13 protein-coding genes are annotated in these 16,594 nt (G+C 71.2%); 11 read left to right on the top strand and 2 right to left on the bottom strand.

Features of this window, described 5'->3' with window-relative positions; translation table 11 throughout:
* Nucleotides 1-1,728 precede the first annotated feature (1,728 nt).
* Nucleotides 1,729-2,601, top strand: coding sequence for an aldo/keto reductase (locus J4557_RS43190; protein ID WP_208272662.1), 873 nt, complete (start codon nucleotides 1,729-1,731; stop codon nucleotides 2,599-2,601).
* Between the two features lie 451 nt (nucleotides 2,602-3,052).
* Here the strand turns inward: J4557_RS43190 and J4557_RS43185 are convergent, their stop codons facing one another.
* On the bottom strand, nucleotides 3,053-3,727 hold the full coding sequence (locus J4557_RS43185) for a TetR/AcrR family transcriptional regulator (protein ID WP_208272661.1): 675 nt from the start codon (nucleotides 3,725-3,727) through the stop codon (nucleotides 3,053-3,055).
* A 63-nt stretch (nucleotides 3,728-3,790) separates the two neighbouring features.
* Complete coding sequence (locus tag J4557_RS43180; RefSeq protein ID WP_208272660.1) at nucleotides 3,791-4,945, bottom strand: Rieske 2Fe-2S domain-containing protein; 1,155 nt, start codon at nucleotides 4,943-4,945, stop codon at nucleotides 3,791-3,793.
* Nucleotides 4,946-5,050: 105 nt separating this feature from the next.
* On the opposite strand from J4557_RS43180, the gene J4557_RS43175 reads away from it, so the two are divergent.
* The 10 genes from J4557_RS43175 to J4557_RS43135 all read left to right on the top strand — a co-directional run bounded on the left by J4557_RS43175 (nucleotide 5,051) and on the right by J4557_RS43135 (nucleotide 16,590).
* Nucleotides 5,051-6,004: a PDR/VanB family oxidoreductase gene (locus tag J4557_RS43175; RefSeq protein WP_208272651.1), complete on the top strand. Its 954-nt coding sequence runs from the start codon at nucleotides 5,051-5,053 to the stop codon at nucleotides 6,002-6,004.
* Nucleotides 6,005-6,166: 162 nt separating this feature from the next.
* Nucleotides 6,167-7,027, top strand: coding sequence for an alpha/beta fold hydrolase (locus J4557_RS43170; protein ID WP_208272649.1), 861 nt, complete (start codon nucleotides 6,167-6,169; stop codon nucleotides 7,025-7,027).
* Entirely contained in the window at nucleotides 7,015-7,143 is a 129-nt protein-coding gene (locus J4557_RS51340; protein WP_279576399.1) for a hypothetical protein, read from the top strand. The genes J4557_RS43170 and J4557_RS51340 overlap by 13 nt, the downstream gene beginning before the upstream one ends.
* Nucleotides 7,140-8,648 carry a sugar ABC transporter ATP-binding protein gene (locus J4557_RS52000; RefSeq protein WP_208272647.1) on the top strand — a complete coding sequence of 503 codons (1,509 nt, stop codon included), beginning with the start codon at nucleotides 7,140-7,142 and terminating at the stop codon, nucleotides 8,646-8,648. Before J4557_RS51340 ends, J4557_RS52000 begins: the two co-directional genes overlap by 4 nt.
* Nucleotides 8,645-9,655, top strand: a complete 1,011-nt coding sequence (locus J4557_RS43160) for an ABC transporter permease (protein WP_208272645.1) — start codon at nucleotides 8,645-8,647, stop codon at nucleotides 9,653-9,655. Before J4557_RS52000 ends, J4557_RS43160 begins: the two co-directional genes overlap by 4 nt.
* Nucleotides 9,656-9,706: 51 nt before the next feature.
* Nucleotides 9,707-10,666 carry a substrate-binding domain-containing protein gene (locus J4557_RS43155; protein WP_208272643.1) on the top strand — a complete coding sequence of 320 codons (960 nt, stop codon included), beginning with the start codon at nucleotides 9,707-9,709 and terminating at the stop codon, nucleotides 10,664-10,666.
* A gap of 37 nt (nucleotides 10,667-10,703) precedes the next feature.
* Nucleotides 10,704-11,171, top strand: coding sequence for a (2Fe-2S)-binding protein (locus J4557_RS43150; RefSeq protein ID WP_208272641.1), 468 nt, complete (start codon nucleotides 10,704-10,706; stop codon nucleotides 11,169-11,171).
* Nucleotides 11,168-14,530: a molybdopterin cofactor-binding domain-containing protein gene (locus J4557_RS43145; RefSeq protein WP_208272639.1), complete on the top strand. Its 3,363-nt coding sequence runs from the start codon at nucleotides 11,168-11,170 to the stop codon at nucleotides 14,528-14,530. The genes J4557_RS43150 and J4557_RS43145 overlap by 4 nt, the downstream gene beginning before the upstream one ends.
* A complete protein-coding gene (locus J4557_RS43140; RefSeq protein WP_208272630.1) occupies nucleotides 14,527-15,849 on the top strand; it encodes a M20 family metallopeptidase in 1,323 nt (440 codons plus the stop codon). Before J4557_RS43145 ends, J4557_RS43140 begins: the two co-directional genes overlap by 4 nt.
* Before the next feature lie 57 nt (nucleotides 15,850-15,906).
* Nucleotides 15,907-16,590 (top strand): TetR/AcrR family transcriptional regulator, encoded by a 684-nt coding sequence (locus J4557_RS43135; RefSeq protein ID WP_208272627.1) that lies wholly within the window; start codon nucleotides 15,907-15,909, stop codon nucleotides 16,588-16,590.
* Nucleotides 16,591-16,594: the final 4 nt, after the last annotated feature.

Raw genomic sequence — 16,594 nt, 5'->3', positions numbered from 1 at the left:
GTTGGACGGAGGGTTGTGAGAGATCAACCGTCCTACCAGGGGCTCCTTGACGTTCCGGGGCAGATGCACCGACCGCGACCATCATGTGATCAACAGTCACCACACCGCTGCTGAAAAAGGCTCACTGATATGCCTAAAGGAAAGGCCGGAAAATATGCAGGGCCCTTGATCCTGACTCGTCTTGGGGTGTCGACGGCACGCCGAAGCCGGCCTTCAGAGTCTACAGTGTGAAGGGACATCTGCGAGGTGTTAGTTGCGGGAGATCGAAACGGACTCGATCTTCCTTGAGGTGCGTTGTGTCGCGCTCAAGGACCGCGCCTGACCTGCGGTGATTCCGGAAGGGTGTGTATCTGGGGCATGATCAGTGGTGTTCACGCCGAAGAGGTCACTGGTTCGAACCCAGTATCGCCCACAAAACCCCAGCTCAGCTGTTCAAAAAGGGGAACGAGTTGAGAGGAGAAGGAGGTGGTAAGGGTGCTGTCACCGGACGCATCGTTCCTGCTTCTCTCAGCCCTGATGAGCGTCGCGGTGTGGTTATCAGGCGGCGCCGGACCCGGCGCCGCCCGGGGCGCCCAAGCCGCGGGCGGGGGCGTAGGAATCAAGCACCGTCCCGACTTGGCCAGGAAGTTTCTGCGGGTCGGCGGCTCCACGTTCGACTTGGATCGACCTAGATCGACTTGTGTGAATTGCTCCGTTGAGAAACGTCGTGATCGCTTCGCGGAACCAGGGTCGCTGACGGTCCCACGTCGTCGCGCCAGAGTGGCCGGCGCTCTTGACGACCCGAAGCAAGCATGCTGGTGCAGAGGATAGTGAAATCGTGTCTCTCGGTAACGGTGTCGCCTGGGTGTGGCGGCCACCCTGCACCAGCCGCTGAAGTTCGCCCCGCCGCCGGCGCCCCGGCTACTTGAGTTGATCAGGTTCACCGGCGTGGTCCGTGACGGTGAGGTCGTCACCAGCGCGACGCCGGATGCCACGCCAGGCGCTGCTGGCCGACGGCGGTTGCAGGCAAATCGATGGGCACGTCACGTCTGTGGCCTACGATGCCGGCGAACTGCGGCCTGGTGGGGCGCACTCGACATCGCCCATCATCGATAGGCGTCCCTGTTGGCGTGGCAGACGCTTCCAGCGGAAGGCGTTCGCGCTCCCTCCTGTCATCGTTGAAGGGCCTGAGTGGTGGCGTTCTCAACGGGCTGTCGCCCAGGCCCAGGCCGAGTCCGAGTTCGACGTGCGTGTCGAGGAGGCCGTCCAAGACTCCTCATTCGAAGCCCCCAGCCCGCACGCCGTCGACCCCGGTCAGCACGACGGCTTCGGGAATCAGCCGGCGATGCTGGTCGGTACCGTCCGAACCACGAGGGCTCTCCCATTCCGAACGTCGGCGTCACGATCCTGGCTTCGAACGGCCACCAACTACTGAGGACCGCCACTGACCAGGAGGGACGCTACGCCGCGACGGGACTGCCGCAGGGCTTCGTCACCGTCCTGCTGCTCACAGCGAGCCGCACTCCCGCGATCGCGCGCCTGCTGGTCACCGGCGGTCGCACCTTCCGCCAGAACTTCATCCTGGACGCCCCTGTCCACCAGCCCCTTCCCGCCTGACGTGCCAGGATTCATCTGGGCCCGGTGAGTTCGGGCTCCGTGTGAGACATCCGATACCAGGGGTAAGGCACACGATCGTCTGTTGCGCACGACCGTGTGCCGCCTCATTGACCGATAGAGAGGAACGCTTCCATGAGCCCGCTTTCAAGTGACCGCCCCGCCGAAGCATCAGGCACCTTCGCGATCGGTGGTGACCTGCCGGTCGTCCGCCTCGGTTACGGCGCGATGCAGCTGACCGGGCCGGGTGTGTGGGGGGATCCCAAGGACCCTGATGAAGCGGTGCGGGTCCTGCGCCGCGCCGTGGAGCTCGGCGTCACCTTCATTGACACGGCCGACTCCTACGGTCCCTTCGTGAGCGAGCAGCTGATCCGCAAGGCGCTGCACCCCTACCGCGACGACCTGGTCATCGCCACGAAGGCGGGGCTGAGCCGATCCGGCCCCGGCGACTGGCGGCCGCTGGGGCGGCCCGAGTACCTGCGTCAGCAGCTGGAACTGAGCCTGCGTCACCTGGGTCTGGAGCGGATCGACCTCTACCAGCTGCATCGGATCGACGCCAAGGTCCCCCTCGCCGACCAGCTGGGCGAGCTCGCCGCGCTGCAGGAGGAGGGCAAGATCCGCCACATCGGGCTGTCGGAGGTGACCGTGGAGCAGCTGAAGGAAGCGCGCGGCATCGCTGAGATCGTCTCGGTGCAGAATCTGTACAACCTCGTCAATCGCAAGGCGGAGGACGTCTTGGACTACGCCGAGGCCGAGGACATCGCTTTCATTCCGTGGTTCCCGATCGCGACGGGGGAGCTCGCACGTCCCGGGGGTCCGTTGGAGTCGGCCGCGCGAGAGCACGGTGCCACTGCGTCGCAGCTCGCCCTCGCGTGGTTGCTGCGGCGTTCCCCGGTCATGCTGCCCATCCCCGGCACGTCCCGCGTCGCGCATCTGGAAGAGAACGTGCAGGCGGCGACGGTCACGCTGACCGACGAAGAGTACGAGGCCCTCACCAAGGCCGTGTGATCCTTGGAGATCCGCGCGGATTGACGCGCAACAGCGCCGCTGCCGATCTGGTGGTCGCCGAACCGCACCGGCGCCGCCGACCCGTGCCCGGCCGGGTGGCTCCGGCCTCTCCACCGATCGCCGCCAGGGAGTTCGCCCTGGACGTGGCTCGCAGGTCGTCCGCCGCGACGCACCGGGCGAGGAAGGCCGGCGCCTTCGACGACCCCGCGTCCAGCCGGTGGGAGTCGTCGATGGGGCATAGCAGCAGGCGTTCCCGTGCTGCGCAGGCCAGCAGTTCGCGGCGGCCAGGCTGAACGCGATCTCGAGGGCCTCGCCTACCGGGTCCGGCTGCGAGAGGATCTCACCCAGGTGCCGCAACCACTGGCCTGCGGCGCAACGGCTGGCCGCTTTTCTGCGGGATAAGGCTTCTGCTCGACGAGCCGGTGGGCTCGGGGGTGGCGGTGATCCGACGTCATCGACGGTCGACGGAGCCCGCGTTCGCCGCAAGGCCCTCGGCTATCAGGCGAAGGCCGAACTCGAACTGCTCCGAGGAGGGCAGTGTCGGCAGTTCCGGGGAGAGCCGCACCGTACTGGGAAAGCGGTCGGCGGGCAGGCCGGCGTAGAAGTGGCGGCGCTGGCGCCGCGCCTCCGGATCGTCCCCCCAGGTCCGCGGTGTCCGGTAACCGGAGAAGCCGAGCGCATAGGTGATGAGGAGCCCGTAGGCGCGAGTGGCGTCGGCGCCGGTCAGGCCCGCCGACTCCAGCCGGGCGAGGACGTTCTCCATCGCGCCGTCCAGCGCGTCGACGCTGTCGGTGACCCGGGTCGACAGCAGGCGGACGACGCAGGGGTGGGCGAGCATCATCGCCCGGAACGCCCGCCCGCACGCCATGAGGACCTCGACCGGGTCGTCCGTCCCGGCGGCGGGGACCTCCATGCCGCCGAGGACGTGGTCGGCCATCGCGTCGAGGATCTCCTCCTTGTTGCGGAAGTAGCTGTACAGGGTCATCGCGCCGACGCCGAGTTCACCGGCGAGACGCCGGACGGTCAAGGTGTCCAGGTTCTCGGCGTCTCCTATGCGCACCGCGGTCTCGACGATCCGTTCACGGGTGAGCGCCCGCGTGCTCTTGGTCTTCGCTCGGGTGGCCATGCTGCTCCGTGGTCGGCGTCATCGTCTCCGCGGGCGAGGTTACCCCGCCGGGCGATCGGCACGTTACCGCTCGTACGGCTGGACCTTCGGTTCGCTCTGCTCGACCTTGCGCCGCCAGGCGGTGAGGGACAGATCGGGCCGGTAGAGCTTCTCCGGTGGGGCGTTCATGACGTCGACCATCCAGGCGTCCTGCGCGGTGAACTGGCCGTGGAAGAGCCAGCGGATCGCGGTGAGGTACTTGAGCTTGAAGAGTCCCGCCCGCGCTCCCGTCTCGAATCGCACCATGAGCTGGACGTAGCGGACGTGGTCGGTGTCCACTGGGACGTACCACTCGTAGTGGATGAAATGCGGGTAGGCGACGCGGAGGATGCCGGGCATCCGGATCGAGACGAAGCCCGGCAGGTCGAGGCTCTTGATCACGGGATTGATGTTCTGCGCCTTGCCGGGCGCGTCGGGCAGCGGCATGCGTTTCCACCACCGCTTGTTGGTCCACTTGCCGAGGCCGGGCATGTCGGCCTCCCAGTGCACCTCGTCCTGGACGCGGACGAGCCAGTCGCCGCGCTCGACGATGCGGGTCTTGTTCCAGGCCGGCATGACCTTGAAGAGGCGCCACAGCGCCGTGTTGTGAAGGTACTTGGCGTGGCCTTCGTCGAATCCGTTCTCGGCGGCGAACCGCCAGTTGCCCTTGCGGACCTCGGTGCGGCCGCCGATGACGAACCGGTTGTCGCGCAGTTCCTCGGGGAGGTCGTCCTCCAGGGGATGCGGGTCCTCCGCGTCGCCGACGTACACCCAGATCAGGCCGAAGCGCTGCTTGACGGGGTAGGTCCGCACCTTGACGCGTCCGGCGATCGGTGATTCCGGCCCGTCGGTGAGGACCCCGCAGAGGTTCCCGTCCTTCAGGTCGTAGGTCCACCCGTGGTAGGGGCAGGAGACGGTGCCGGGGAACTGGCGGCGCCCGAGCGAGAGGGGCACGCCGCGGTGGGGGCAGCGGTCGTGCAGGGCGTGGATCTCCTCGCCCTCGCGGACGAGGGCGATGTTCTCGCCCAGCAGCGTGACGGCGACGGGCTTCCGGCCGACCTGCTCGGACCACAGGACGGGGTACCAGTGGTCGCGGAAACCCAGGACGGCGCTGTCGTAGGTCGGCCAGGACGTCCAGTCCTGGCCGGGCTGCCGTCGCTCGGGGCGGGGGCGGCCGGGGGACGTGGCGTTGGTGGTCAACGGAGCCTCCTTGAACAATGTCACGTACTTTGTACGGAACCTTGTCCCGTTGTCAAGCCCCAGGTCGCTTGACTGGTCTGCAAAGTACCGTACATAGTACGAGCCATGTCGGACAACGAACGCGAGCTGGTCGTCCGGTCGATGACCTGGGAGGCGGACGGCGTCATGTCGGTCACGCTGACCGGTCTCGGCGGCGCCCCGCTTGAGCCCTGGGAGCCGGGCGCCCATCTGGAGTTGGACCTCGGGAAATGGACCCGGCAGTACTCGCTGTGCGGGGACCCGGCGGACTCCGGGGCGTACCGGATCGGTGTCCTCCACGAGCCCGACGGCCGGGGCGGCTCGGCGTACGTGCACGAGGAACTGCGCCCCGGTGGGACGGTGCGGGTGCGCGGACCCCGCAACCGGTTCCCGCTGGAGGACGCGCCGCGTTACCTGTTCCTGGCCGGCGGCATCGGGATCACGCCGCTGCTGCCGATGATCGGGCGGGCCGCGGCCAGGGGCGTTCCCTGGCGGCTCGTCTACGGCGGCAGGAGCCGGGAGACCATGGCCTTCCTGCCGGAACTCGCTCGCTACGGGGACTCGGTGACCGTCGTCCCCGAGGACCGCGACGGGCGTCCGGATCTCGACGAGATCCTCGCCGAGCTCGAACCCGGCACGGCGGTCTACTGCTGCGGTCCGGAGGGGCTGCTCACGGCGGTCGAGCAGCGGTGCCGAACACGGCCGCCGGACGGTGGCCTGCACGTCGAACGGTTCGCCGCGGCCCCGCGCGACGCCGCGCAGGACGGGGAGGACACCGCCTTCGAGGTGGAGTGCGCGGGTTCCGGGCTGACCGTGCGGGTGCCCGCCGACGAGGGAGTCCTCGACGCGCTGGAACGGGCCGGCGTCCAGGTGCCGAACGCGTGCCGCGAGGGCATCTGCGGGAGCTGCGAGACCCGCGTGCTGGCGGGCGTTCCCGACCACCGGGACGGGCTGCTGACCGATGCGGAGCGGGAGGCCGGGAAGACGATGATGCCGTGCGTCTCGCGGTGCCTGTCGGACCGCCTCGTCCTGGACCTCTGAGTTAAATCCGGATTTCGGCCATTGACTCCTGGCCTAAGTAGTGTACATAGTACGCATCACCCGTTATTCGCGGCTTCATCTCGACTTTCTCGGTAGCGCGGCCTCCGTTCACGGAAGCGCGATGGCCCCCTCGCGGGGGCCGGAAGAACCGGAGATCCCACCATGACCGCACCGACCATCGGCACCCGGCGCACCGTGCTGGGGACCGAGCTGAGCGTCCGCTCGATCGGCGCCGGAGCGCCCACCGTGCTGCTGCACGGCGGCGGTCCCGGCTGCTCGTCCCGGACCGACTTCGCCGCGCTGGTGCCCGAACTGCCCGGCCGTCGCCTCATCCTGGTGGACCTGCCGCAGTACGGCGGCTCGGCCGCCCCCCGGGCGACCGGACCGCTGTTCTCCTTCCACGCCCGGTACGTCACGGCCCTCCTGGACGCGCTGGGCGTCGGCCGCGCCGACTTCGTCTGCCAGTCGCTCGGCGGATCGGTGGCCCTTCTGATCGCGGCCCGCGAGCCCCGCCGCGTCCGGCGGATCGTGCTGACCGGCAGCCGGCCCGCCGACCTCGGCGGCCCGCCCGGAGCGGACGGCGCGGCGATCCGCGCCGAGTACTACGGCGGAGCCGGACCGACGCCCGGCAAGATGCGCGACCTGATGGGACGCCACGAGTGGGCCGATCCCGCGCACCTCCCGCAGACGACCGTCTTCGAGCGCTTCCGCAACAGCGTCACCCCGGACGCACTCGCGCTCGGCACCGACTCGACGGCGCGCGGCCTGCCCGAGGACCTCGGCCCGCTCCTTCCCGGCGTCCTCGCCCCAGTGCTCCTGCTCTGGGGCTCCGCGGACCCCTTCGCCGACGCCGGCTACGCGGGCCGGCTCGCCGAGGCACTGCGCAGCGCCGTCCTGAGGGTGATGCCCGACACCGCGCACCACCCCCAGGAGGAACGACCCCACGACTACGCCCGGCTCGCCGAGGAGTTCCTCACCGATCCTCGGCCCGCTTCCCAGGAGACCCCCCGATGCGAATCCTGATCGTGCTCGCCGTCCTGCTGGCCACCGCCCTCGGCGTGCCGCAGGTCCGGCGCCGGCTGCTGGCCGCGTTCGTCCGCGCCACCGGCACCGCGGTACGGACGGAGGCGGGCTCGTGACCGCCGCAGGCACCGCCCGCGCCGTCGCCGCGCTCGGTGTCACGAAGAGGTTCGGCCAGTTCACCGCGCTCGACGGGGTGGACCTGGAGCTCGCGGCCGGCGAGGTCCACGGGCTGATCGGCTCCAACGGCGCCGGCAAGTCCACCCTGATCAAGGTGCTGTGCGGCGCCCACGTGCCGGACGCCGGGCACCTGGAGGTCGGCGGAAGCGCGGTGGACTGCGCGACGCCCGCGCAGGCCGAGCAGGCCGGGATCACCGTCGTCCACCAGGAGACCCAGCTGTTCCCCGAGCTGACGGTCGCCGACAACATCGTCGTCGCCGCGCCGCACCGGCGGCTGCGCCTGCTGCGCGACCGGGGCGCCGACCGCGCCGAGACCACCGCGCTGCTCGGCACCCTCGGCGTCGACCTGGACCCGGCCCGCCGCGCCGACGGCCTCGACCTCGCAGAGAAGAAGCTGCTGCAGGTGGCGCGGGCGCTGCGGGCCAGGCCGAAGCTGCTGATCCTGGACGAGCCGACCGCGGCCCTGGAGCCGCGCCAGTCCCGGCGCATCACCGAGCTGGTGCGGCGCCTCGCGGACGACGGCCTCGCGGTCCTGTTCGTCAGCCACGACCTGGAGGAGGTCCGCGCGCTCTGCGACCGGATCACCGCGCTGCGGGACGGCCGGGTCGTCGCGAGCCTCACCCGGGAGGAGACCAGCCCGCACGGGCTGGTCGAACTGGTGGCGGGACGGGTCCTGGCGAACGCGCCGGACCGCGAGCCCCGCGAGGCGGGCGACGTGCTCGTCCGCGCCGACCTCCCCGGTGCGCCGGAGTTGGAACTGCGCCACCGCGAGCTCGTCACGATGACCGGCATCCTCGGCTCGGGCGCGGGCACCTACGCGCGCACACTCGCCGGCGCCCGCCGTCCGGCCCGCCGCGTATCGGCGAAGGTGGAGGTCGGCGGGCGCGAGATCAGACCGCTCACCAGGGTCGCGGCCGTCGCGGCGGCCGTCGGTTTCGTCCCGGAGGAGCGCAAGCGCGACGGGGTGCAGCCGCTGCTGAGCATCGAGCGCAACATCGCCCTCGGGGACGTGAAGGCGTTCACCCGCTTCGGCGTCCTGGACCGGCGGAAGATGCGCGCCGAGGCGCTGCGGCTGATCGCCGATCTGGACGTCCGGCCGGCCGATCCCGCGTTCCCCGCGGGGCTGCTGTCCGGCGGGAACCAGCAGAAGATCCTGATCGCGCGGTGGCTGGCCGCCGGGGCGCGCGTGCTCGTCGTGGAGGAGCCCACCCACGGCATCGACATCGGCGCCAAGGAGCACGTGCTGCGCCAGCTCCGGACGTTCGCGGACGAGCGCGGCTGCGTCGTCGTGGTGGCGCTGGAGAGCGACGAGTTCCGATCCATCACCGACCGCTACCTGGCGTTCCGGCGGGGACGCCTGGTCGCCGAGCTCAATGCCGACGTCACCCACGCCCAACTGATGACGGCGTGCCTCGGCGAACACCCGGAAGGTCTCGCATCATGAGAAGAACCTCGCCCGCCCTGGAGGACGTGTTCGTCCCCCTGCTGCTGGTCGTCCTGGCCGTCGTGCTGGCGGTGTCGACCGACTCGTTCCTCAGCAGCGGCAACATCCTCAACGTCCTGAGCTCGATGGCGATCCTCGCGATCGTCTCCTTCGGGCAGACGTTCGTCATCGCCGGCGGCGGGTTCGACCTGTCGGTCGGCGCGCAGGTCGCGATGCACGGCGCGGTCGGCGCGATCGTCATGCGCGACACCCACAGCATCGCGCTGGGGCTGCTCGCGGCGGCCCTGTCCGGAGTCGTGTTCGGACTGGCCAACGGCCTGCTGGTGATCGGGCTCAAGGTCCACCCCTTCATGATCACGCTGGGCACCTCGGTGATCGGGACGGGGCTGACGCTGATCGTCACGCACGCCGAGTCCGTCGGCGGCCTGCCCGCGAGCATCGCCGGGTTCGGCGTCGGCCGGCCGCTCGGCGTGCCGTGGATCGTCTGGCTGATGATCGGCTGCTTCGCGGTCTCGGCGTTCCTGCTGAGCGTGAGCCCCTTCGGGCTGCGGGTACTGTCCAGCGGCGGCAACCGGGAGGCGGCGCGGCTGGCCGGCCTGCGCGTCGAGCGGACGATCGTCGCCACGTTCGTGCTGGCCGGGGTGTTCTCCGCCGTCGCGGGCATGGCGACGACCGCGCGCCTGCAGTCGGCGCAGCCGACCGTCGGCGAGGGCCTGGAGCTGTTCTCGGTGGCGGCGGTCGTGCTCGGCGGCAGCGCCCTGCACGGCGGGCGCGCCGCGATGTGGCGGACGCTGCTCGGCGTCCTGGTCATCTCCGTGATCCAGAACGGCCTCAACCTCAAGGGCGTCGGCGACGCCTGGCAGCAGGTCGCGATCGGGATCGTGTTCGTGCTCGCCATGTCGGCCGAACTGCTGCGCCGCGTCTCCCGGCTGCGCACCGGGCGACGGCAGGCGCCACCGCCACGGTCCGGCGTCGCGGACGCCACCGCCAAGGCCGCCGTCGGCTGACCGATCCCCGCCCCCCGCCCTCCCTCACCGAACCCGTACCAGGAGATCAACATGCGCATCAACCGACTCGGCGGGATCGCCGCGGCGGCGCTCTGCGTCGGCTTGGCGGCCACCGCCTGCAACAGTTCCAGCGCGTCCGACAAGGGCGAGAAGACCATCGGCGTGAGCTTCGCCGCGCCCCGGATCGCCCTGTACGCCGGGATGCAGAAGGGCATCGAGGCCGAGGCCGAGAAGCTCGGCGTGAAGGTCGTCTTCACCGACGCCGGCGGCGACCCGCTCAAGCAGGCCAACGACATCAACGACCTTATCGCCAAGAACGTGGACGGCATCCTCGTCTCCGCCATCGACGCCAAGGCGGTGGTGGCGCCGCTCAACGCGGCCAAGGCCGCGCACATCCCGGTGATGACGGTCGCCCGCGACGTCGAGGACAAGTCCAGCCGCGCGTCCTACATCGGCAACGACTGGGGCAAGTCGGGTCAGCAGATCGCCGAGTGGACGTGCAAGAACGTCGGCAAGGGAAAGATCGTCATGGTCAAGGGCCCGTCCGCGGCGCCCTACGTCCAGGAGATGACGAAGGCCTACAAGGCCGTCATCGGCTCCGCGTCCTGCCCCGGAATGTCGGTGGCCCACGAGGTCAACGTCTCCGCGCTCACCTCCGAGGAGGGGCTCAAGGCGACCAAGGCGTCGCTGTCGGCGGTCCCCGACGCCAAGGTCGTCTACGCCAACCTCGACGACTTCCTCACCGGGGTCGTCCAGGGCATCAACGAGGCGGGCAAGTCCGGGCAGATCACCGTGACGGGCTTCGACGGCATCCCGTCGACGCTCGCCATGGTGCGCAACGGGCAGGTCGGCTTCGAGATCGCGCTGCAGCCGAAGAAGTGGGGAGCCACGGCGCTGCAGACAATGGTCGGCAAGCTGGACGGCAAGCAGACGCCCGGCCAGGTCGACATCCAGACCCGGCCCTTCGACAAGACCAACGCCGGCGGTCTCACCACGGCCGATCTGGAGTAGCGCCTTCCGTCCGTCCTCTCCACTCTGGGGTCCCTTCATGAACATCACCGTCAACGGGAAGACCGGGGCCGTCGCCGCGCCCCCCGGGACCGTCCTCGCCCGCATTCTGCGGGACGAGTTCGGGGCGACGTCGGTCAAGCTCGCCTGCGAGCGCGGCGAATGCGGTGCCTGCACCGTGCTCGTCGCGGGCCGGCCCCGGCTCTCGTGCGTGACGCCCGCCGAGCTGGTGGACGGGGAGGTCACGACGGCCGAGGGCCTCGCGGAGGAGTCCGCGGACCTGCGCGCGGCGTTCGCCGACCTGGGCGCCTTCCAGTGCGGCTTCTGCACGCCGGGGCAGGTCGTGCACGCCACCGCCCTGCTCCGCGCCGGCCTTCCGGCCGACGCGGAGCGGGCGAGGGCGCGGGTGCGGACGGAGCTGTCGGGCAACATCTGCCGCTGCACCGGTTACGCGGCGATCGTCGAGGCCGTCTGCGCGACGGCTCGCGCGCGGAGGGAGACCGAATGACGACTCCGATCGGGCGCAGCGTCCGGCCGCTGGACTGGCAGGACCGGTCCCTGGGCCGCGTCGCCTACGTCAACGACCTCACCGGGCCGCCGCACCTGCACGCGGCGGTGCTCCGCTCGCCCGTCCCGTACGGCCGGATCACCCGGCTGGACGTGGCGCCCGCACTGCGGATGCCGGGCGTGCGCGGCGTCATCACGGCGGACGACTTCCCGCCCGGCATCACCTACCTGCACCGGGGCGGGCACATGGCGGACCGCCCGCCGCTGGCCGCAGGCGTCGTCCGCTACATCGGGCAGGAGGTCGCCGCGGTCGCCGCCGACACACCCGAACAGGCCCGCGCCGCGGTCGCGGCGATCCGGCTGCGGATCCGGCCGCTCCGGGCGCCGCTCAGCATCGCCGAGGCCCTCGCCCCGCGCGCCCGCGCGCTGCACGACCGGCCGGCGGAGCGCAACGTCGCGATCCGCTGGAACAGCGTGTGGGGCGACCCGGACGCGGGCGTGGCCGCGTCGACGGTGATGGTCGAGGGCGACTTCGTCTACCCCAGCGTCGCGCACGCCTGCATGGAGCCCAACGTCACGCTCGCCCGGTGGCATCCCGACCGGGAGGTGATGGAGCTGTGGACGTCCACGCACGCGCCCTACTTCATCGCCAAGGAGGTCTCGCACCTGCTCGGCATCGAGCACGACCAGGTCGTGTGCCGCGAGGTCGCCACCGGCGGGAGCTTCGGCTCGAAGTCGAAGGCGTCCGAGCACGAGATCCTCGCCGCCGCGCTCGCCCGCAAGACCGGGACGCCCGTGCTGATCTCCCTGTCGCGCGAGGAGGAGTTCGCCTCCAACAAGCCCCGGCACCGCTTCGAGACGCGGCTGCGCACCTACGCCGACGCGCACGGGAACCTGCGCGCCTTCGAGACGGAGATCAACGTCGACAACGGCGCCTACTCGCACATGGGCTCCTCGGTGATGCGCGTCGGTGTCATCACCCTGGGGGCGACGTACCGGGCGGACGGCGTCCGCTACGACGCGCGCCTCGTCGACACCGCGACGCAGCCGGGCGGGCAGTACCGCGGATACGGGACCCCGCAGGTCACGCTCGCCATGGAGAGCCAGCTCGACGAGATCGCCGAGCGGCTCGGCATGGATCCCATCGACCTGCGGATCCGCAACCTCGTCGAGCCGCACACCGAGACCCTGTGCGGGTACCGGGTCACCACCGTCCGGCTCGCCGACTGCCTGGAGACCGTCCGCAGGGAACTGGACTGGGACCGCAAGCGGACCGCGAGGACCGCCGGGCGCGGCGTCGGCGTGTCGACCGCCGCGCACGGGTCGGGCGCCTTCGCCTACCCGCTGTCGAACATCAGCGAGGCCGGGGTGGACGTCGGCCAGGACGGCCGCGTCCGGGTCCGGTTCGGCGGCTCGGACGCGGGGACCGGGCAGAAGACGATCCTCGCGCAGATCGCCGCCGCGGAACTCGGCGTCGAGCCCGCCGACGTCGACGTGCTGTCGATGGACAGCGAGCTGACGCCGCTGGACCTCGGTGCCTGGTCGTCCCGCGCGACGCACATGTCCGGCATGGCCGTCGGCCAGGCGGCCCGTGAGATGGGGGAGCGGCTGCGGGGCCTGGCGGCCGCCAAACTCGGCTGCGCTCCCGAGGACGTCGCCCTGCGCGGCGGCGCCGCCCACCACGACGGCGGCTCGGTGAGCTTCGCCGACCTCTCCGCCGCGCAGGGCGGGCTCGGCCTGGACAGCCGCTACGAACTGGAGGGCACCGAGACGATCACGCCGGGCGAGGACCGCGCCAACCTCTCGCCCACCTACACCTTCGCCGCGCACGGCGCCGAGGTCGAGGTCGACGTCCGGACCGGCAAGGTCACCGTGCTCGACTACGTGGCGGCGCACGACGTCGGGCGGGCCATCAACCCCGTCATGGTCGAGGGGCAGATCATCGGCGGCGCCGTCCACGGGCTCGGCGCCGCACTGGGGGAGGAGCTGATCCGCGCCGAGGGCCGGGTCGTCAACCCCGCGTACATCAACTATGCGATGCCGCGCGCGGCCGACCTGCCGCCCGTCCGGCCGTTCATCGTCGACGGCCACGACGACGCCGGCCCCTACGGCGCGAAGAGCGTCGGCGAGATCCCGGTGATCCCGCCGGGCGCCGCCATCGCCAACGCGGTGTACGACGCCGTCGGCGTCCGGATCCGCGACCTGCCGATCACCCCGGACAAGGTGCTGCGGGCGCTCGCGGAGAAGGAGGGGCGCGTCCGCGACCACCGGCTGCGCCGCCGCCCCTCGCGCTGGTGGATCGCGCTGGTGCGGGCCGGGTACCCGCTCGGCGTCCACGCCCTGCTCCACCGCTGGGGGACGCGGCTCGGGCGTCAGGGCAGGTACCCCGAGCGGAGGGCGCCGGTCACCGAGGCCGTCGAGATCGTCCGGCCGCGGACCGTCGAGGAGGCCGAGACCGTCCTGCGCGACGGTGCGGCGCTCGGCGGCGGCACCGACCTGCTCCTCCAGCGCAAGCAGGGGCTCGCCGACCCGGCGCGGCTGGTCTCCACGGCCCTGCTGCCGGGCCTCCGCGACATCGCCGAGGAACCGGACGGGACGGTCGTGATCGGTGCGGCCGTCACCCTGGCCGAGCTGGTCTCCCGGTTCACCGAGACGATCCCGGCCCTGGCGGAGGCCGCCGAGTCGATCGCGTCGCCGCAGGTCAGGAACGCGGCGACGATCGCGGGGAACCTGCTGCAGGCCAAGCGCTGCTGGTTCTTCCGCAACGACTTCCCCTGCTACAAGCGCAACGGCGTGTCCAGCCCGTGCTACGCGATCCTCGGCGACCACCGCTTCTACCACGCGGCCGTCGACGGGCACCGCTGCCAGGCGGTCACGCCGTCCGACCTCGCCACGGTCCTGGTCGCGCTGGACGGGATCGCCGAGCTGTCCGACGGGCGCCGCATCCCGATCGCCGGCCTCTACACCGGCCCCGGTGAAACGGTTCTGGCACCGGCCGACCTGGTGGTCTCGATCCGGATCCCCGAACCGGGCAGGGCATGCGTGTTCGAGAAGCTCGCGCTCTGGCAGGGCGATTTCGCGGCCGTGGCCGTCGCGGCGTCGAGCCGGTCGGCCGAACGGTGGGAGGACGCCCGGATCGTGTTCGGCGCCCTGGCGCCCACGCCGTGGCGCCCGACCGAGGCCGAGCGCGCGCTCAACGGCCGCCCCTTCGACCCGTCCACGCTCCGCAAGGTCGTGGACGCCCAACTCGACGCGCACGGACACCCGCTGCCCGGCAACGCGTGGAAGCTCGACGCCGCCGCCGGGCTGGCCGAGCACGCCGCCGAACGGCTCGCGGACGACACGGAGGCATCCGCATGACGGCGTTGGACGGCACCCGTTCCGAACTGGTGCGGGCGGCCGAGGAACTCATCGACCCCGAACGCCTCGCCGACATCGTCATGGCGATGGCCGGCGTCCCCAGCCCGACGGGAGAGGAGGGCGAGCTGGCGCGCTGGGCCGTCGACTCGCTCACCGGCGCCGGGATCGAGGCCCGCTACCAGCCGATCGACGACGACCAGGGCAACGCCGTGGCCCGGCTGCGCGGCGACGGGACGGGGCCCGACCTGCTGCTCTACGCGCCGATCGACACGCTGACCACCGGGAATCCCGAGGAGGACCTGCCGCGGGTCGGCACGGCCCTGCGCTACGACATGGTCCCGGAGCCCGTCCGGGACGGCGATTACGTCATCGGCCTCGGTGCCAGCAACCCCAAGGGGCACGCGGCGTGTCTGGTCGCCGCGCTGGAGATCCTGCACCGCGCCGGCACGCCGCTGCGCGGCGACGTGGTCCTGGGGCTCGGCGCGGGCGGGATGCCGACGAACAAGCGCACCGCCGCCCACGTCCGGCGGTACAACGCGGGGCAGGGGAACGGCTGCTCGTTCATGCTGGAGCAGGGCGTCTGGGCCGACTACGCGCTGATCGCCAAGCCCGGTTGGGCGGTGTCGTGGGACGAGGTCGGACTGTGCTGGTTCGAGGTCAGTGTGGGCGGCAGCTACTCCTACGCCGGCAGCCGGCACCGCATCGACTATCGCAACGCGATCCTCGGCGCCGGCACCGTCGCGGCGGCCCTGGAGGAATGGTTCGCCGAGTACACCGCCCGGCACACCGCCGGAACCGTCGCACCGCAGGGCAACATCGGCGCGATCGAGGGCGGCTTCATGCGGATGCCCGCGGTGTCGCCGGCGACCTGCCGCTTCGTCCTGGACCTGCGGACGTCGCCCGCCTCCACGCCGATGAGCGTCAAGCGCGAGTTCGCCGACGCGATCACCCGCATCGGCAGGGCCCATCCCCGGCTGGACATCGCCTGGGACATGATCCTGGCGATTCCCGGGACCGCGACCGATCCCGAGTCGTGGGTGGTCCGCGCGGCGATCGAGGCGTGGGAGGCCGAGGAGGGGAGGCCGCACGAGCCGATCCTCGGGAACAGCGGCGCCACCGACGCCAACATCCTGCGCGGCCGGGGCGTGCCGACCGCCCGGATCGGCATGACCCGCGCCGGTGCGCAGGCCCCGCTGCCCGTCGACTTCCCCATGGGGATGAACGTCGTGGACGTCCGGGAGATGTGCCGGCTCACCCGCCACATCCTGCGCACCACGATCAACACCTGCACACGCACAAGAGCGGACGTGGGGCTGTGATCCAGGGCAGGATGGACCGGGAACCAGAACACGATCTTGGGCGAGACGGAGCGAGAAGTGGCGACACGGCGACCCCCGGCCCGAGGACGCCGTCCGGACAAGGCGCTCACCGCACAGGACATCCTGGACGCCGCGATCAGGATCGGCGACCGGGAGAGCCTCGACGCGCTGACCATGCGGCGCCTCGCGAGCGAACTCGGCTTCAGCACGATGGCCCTGTACCGCCATTTCAAGAACAAGGACGACATCCTCGACGGGATGGCGGACCAGGTGCTGGGCAACCTGCGGCTGCCGGAGGAGACCGGATCCGATCCCGTCACCGAGGCTCGCCGGATCGCCGAGGCGCTGCTGGCCATGATGCGCGAGCACCCGAGCGTCGTCCGGCTGCTGTCGACCCGCACCACGGCAAGCCGCGGCTCGCTGAAGGGCGCGTTCGAACGCGTGCTGGGGCGGCTGCGGCGGGCCGGACTGCCGGCCGAGGAGTCCGTTCGCGTCTACGGGCTCCTCATGACCTACACGCTGGGCTTCGCGGCCTACCAGATGCCCCGCCCGTGGGGCGGGGCCGACGAAGCGGCCGCGGAACTGCGCCGGCAGCGCGCCCATTTCTACTCGGCCCTTCCGGCGGACGAGTTCCCCAACATGATCGAACTGTCCCCGGAGCTCGCCTGGCTCCCGACGGACCGGCAGTTCCACGCGGGTCTGGACGTCCTGCTGAAGGGCCTCGCGGCCGACCTGCGCTGACCTG

It is taken from the genome of Actinomadura nitritigenes (assembly GCF_017573545.1).
GTDB lineage: Bacteria > Actinomycetota > Actinomycetes > Streptosporangiales > Streptosporangiaceae > Spirillospora > Spirillospora nitritigenes.
The sequence above is the reverse complement of the archived record's forward strand: the minus strand, read 5'-3'. Positions and strand labels throughout refer to the sequence as shown.